The organism is Gordonia sp. (in: high G+C Gram-positive bacteria) (genome assembly GCF_020438995.1).
Lineage (GTDB): Bacteria > Actinomycetota > Actinomycetes > Mycobacteriales > Mycobacteriaceae > Gordonia.
The window spans coordinates 1-3,703 of the sequence record NZ_JAGQTN010000135.1; the positions used below are offsets into that span (position 1 = coordinate 1).

The window sequence follows — 3,703 nt, forward strand, 5'->3', positions numbered from 1 at the left end:
CCCCGTCGATGATCAGACCGGACAGACCGATCAGCACGATGCCGACCAGGACGACGGGGGTGTTGTTGTAATTACTGGCGTCCTTGACCACACCACCGATTCCGGGGATGCCGTTGAACAGTTCGGCGGCCACCACCGACGAGTACGCCATGCCGACGGCCAACCGGATACCGGTGAACGTCTCGGGCAGCGCGGCGGGCACCACGACATCGCGGATCACCTCGGTGCGGGAGGCGCCGAGCGCCCGGGCCGCCTCGATGAGCGCCACCGGCGCGGCACTGACGGCCGCGGTGGTGGCCACCGCCGCCGGCGGCAGCGCGGCCAGTGCCAACAGCGTGACCTTGGGCGACTCGTCGATGCCCAGCCAGATCACCAGCAGGAAGAAGTAGGCCAGCGGCGGCAGCGCCCGCAGGAACGTCAGCCACGGCTCCAGCAAGCGGCGCAGCCAGGTGACCGAACCCATCGCCAGACCCAGCAGCACACCGGCGACCACACCGATCACCACGCCCGCCAGTACCCTGCGCAACGTCATGTACAGGTGTTCCCACCAGAAGTAGTCGGCGTACCCGCGCACCCCGTCGTGCGTGGTCGACAAGTCGATGAAGGCGTCCCAGACCGTGCCGATCTTGGGTACGAAGGTTTCGCTCCAGATGCCGCTGATGGCGACGAGCTGGTACACGATCAGGAACACCACCACCGACAGCAGCGGCAGTCCCCATTGGGATCCCAGGGTCCGCAGACGCGAGGACGCGTCGGCCCGGCCCGGTGCGGGCGGTGCCGCGGCGTCGAGCAGCGGTTCAGAAGTCAGACTCACCCGAGAAGATGTAGTCCGATGGAAGGACGAGGGACAGAGTTAACTTCGCGGTGAAGTAATGTCCGCGCCGCCGGGCGATGTCAGTCACACTGCGATGGGTGCACCACACCCGACGCGGTGCGGCCGGGTCCCGACGAACCCGGCCGCAACCGCAGACCTCAGCGGACAGCGAGCCAGACGGCCAGGAGCAGGCCGCCGATGCCGATGGTGATGCGCAGCGGGCGTTCGGGCAGCCGCTTGACCACGGGCGGGCCGCACCAGCCGCCGGCGAAACAGCCGATGCCCATCGCCAGTGCCGCCCACCAGTCGACCGGGCCCCAGATCATGAAGGCCACGGCGGCAACTGTATTGGAGATGCCGAGGAACAGTGACTTGGAAAGTGCTGCCTTCCACAGTGGTTCACTGGTGACGATCAGCATCAGCGCCAGCACCATGATTCCGGCACCGGCGCCGAAGTAGCCTCCGTACACCGAGATGGCCAGCATCCCGAGGAAGAACAGCCACGGCCGATCCTCGTGCGTGGCGATCCTGCGCAACGCGGGCTGACATAGCAGCGCCAGGGCGGCGATCGCCACCAGGAACGGGACGATGATCTCGAACGAGTCCTCGGAGCCGAGCAGCAGCGCCGCGGCGCCGATGACACCGCCGATCAGTGATGCGGCGATGCCCGACCAGGTGCGGCGCCGCTCACCGTCGAACAGCGCCTTTCCCGCCTTGGAGGTGCTGCCGATACCGACCGCCACCACCGACACCGTGTTGGTGACGTTCGCCGCCACCGGACTCAGGCCCACGGCCAGTAGCGCCGGATAGCTCACCACCGACGCCAGACCCGTCACAAAACCGATCAGCCCGGCCCCGAAACCCGCGGCGAGCAGGAAGATGAATTCGGTGACCGGGTTCATAGGAGGTGGCCGCGTTGAGAGCGGAGGGTCACCGGACCCAACGCGTCGCGGTCGGCTCGCAAGCTCGCAGACCGCTCCTCAGGGATCAAGATGACGGGAAAGCCCTCACCCACCACGAGAGCGCAAGGACCCTCAGCGATCAAGATGGCGGGAGGATTCTTGATCCCCGAGGCCGATGCGAGGAACGAGCGAGGGTCACGAGGGGTCCGGTGACCCGAGGCACCCGACCGGGGCACGGCCGGACGATCAGTGGGCGAAATGGCGGGCGCCCGTGAGGTAGAGGGTGACTCCGGCCTCTGCGGCAGCTGCGATCACCTCGGTGTCACGGATCGAACCACCGGGCTGTACAACGGCTTTGACGCCGCCGTTGATCAATACCTGCAGGCCGTCGGGGAACGGGAAGAATGCGTCGGAGGCGGCGACGCTGCCCTGGGCGCGCTCCCCCGCCCGGTTGACGGCCAGATGCGCCGAATCGACCCGGTTGACCTGGCCCATGCCCACGCCCACCGACGCGCCGCCCGATGCCAGCAGGATGGCATTGGACTTGACGGCTCGGCATGCGCGCCAGGCGAATTCGAGGTCGGCGAGGGTGTCGGCGTCGGCCGGGTCACCGGCGGCGAGGGTCCAGTTTGCCGGGTCGTCGCCCTCGGCGTCGATCACGTCGCGTTGCTGGATCAGCAGGCCGCCGGACACCGGACGGGTCTCCACCCCACCCGGCGTAGGCGGCACCGCCCGCAGCACGCGGATGTTCTTCTTGCGGGTGAGCACCGACAGCGCGCCGTCGGCGAAACCGGGAGCGATAAGCACCTCGGTGAAGATCTCGGCGACCTGTTCGGCCATCTCGACGGTGATCTCGCGGTTGGCCGCGATCACGCCGCCGTACGCGCTGACCGGATCGCACGCGTGTGCCTTGCGGTGCGCCTCGCCGATGTCGGCACCGACGGCGATGCCACAGGGGTTGGCGTGCTTGATGATCGCCACCGCGGGACCGTCGAAGTCGTGGGCGCTGCGCCAGGCGGCGTCGGCATCGGTGTAGTTGTTGAAACTCATCTGCTTGCCGTGCAGTTGCTCGGCGGTGGCCAGACCCGACGGCGCGTGCACCGACTGGTAGAGCGCGGCGGCCTGGTGCGGGTTCTCGCCGTACCGCAGCACGTCCTTGCGTTCCCAGCTCGCTCCGGCCCATTCGGGGAACACGCTGCCGTCCTCCGACGGCGCCACGACGCTCGACATCCACGACGCGACGGCCACATCGTAGTCGGCCGTGTGACGGAAAGCCTTGGCCGCCAGCTGCTTACGCTGTGCGAGGGTGAAGCCGCCGGCGCCGAGGGCCGCGGTCACGTCGTCGTAGTCACCGGGGTTGACCACCACAGCCACCGACGGATGGTTCTTGGCCGCACCGCGCACCATCGACGGTCCGCCGATGTCGATCTGCTCGACGCACTCGTCCGGCGAGGCACCGGAAGCCACCGTCTGGGTGAACGGGTACAGGTTGACCACGACTAGTTCGAAGGCCTCGACACCGAGCTCGGCGAGCTGGCTCAGGTGATCGTCCTTGCGGGTGTCGGCGAGGATGCCGGCGTGCACCTTGGGATGGAGCGTCTTGACCCGTCCCTCAAGGCATTCGGGGAATCCGGTGAGGGTGGACACCTCGATGACCGGGACGCCGGTGTCGGCGATGGTCTTGGCGGTGGAGCCGGTGGAGACGATCTCCACCCCCGCCGCGTGCAGGGCTGCGGCGAGTTCGGGCAGCCCGCTCTTGTCGTAGACACTCACGAGCGCCCGGCGGATGGGTCGGCGGCCGTCGGCTGAGAGAGGAGCGTTCACGGGATGCGGGCCTTTCGTCCTTCGATGACAACACCTTTGGCGACCAGGGCGGTCACCATGTCTGCGAGCAGTTCGCGCTCGATGATCTTGATCCGTTCGTGCAGGGTGTCGGCGGTGTCGTCGTCGGCGATCTGGACGGCCCGCTGAGCCAGGATCGGTCCGG

General features: G+C 68.0%; 3 protein-coding genes and 1 pseudogene. All 4 read right to left on the reverse strand.

What is annotated here, in order from left to right; genetic code table 11:
- Window positions 1-793: ABC transporter permease subunit (locus KDB67_RS10495; RefSeq protein ID WP_291015559.1), on the reverse strand; the 793-nt coding region annotated here is incomplete at its 3' end.
- Between the two features lie 179 nt (window positions 794-972).
- A complete protein-coding gene (locus tag KDB67_RS10500; RefSeq protein ID WP_291015555.1) occupies window positions 973-1,716 on the reverse strand; it encodes a sulfite exporter TauE/SafE family protein in 744 nt (247 codons plus the stop codon).
- Window positions 1,717-1,962: 246 nt separating this feature from the next.
- Entirely contained in the window at window positions 1,963-3,540 is a 1,578-nt protein-coding gene (gene purH, locus KDB67_RS10505) for a bifunctional phosphoribosylaminoimidazolecarboxamide formyltransferase/IMP cyclohydrolase (RefSeq protein ID WP_291015557.1), read from the reverse strand.
- Window positions 3,537-3,703: pseudogene (locus KDB67_RS10510) on the reverse strand (phosphoribosylglycinamide formyltransferase); the annotation flags it as partial. The pseudogene KDB67_RS10510 and the gene purH, both read right to left, overlap by 4 nt.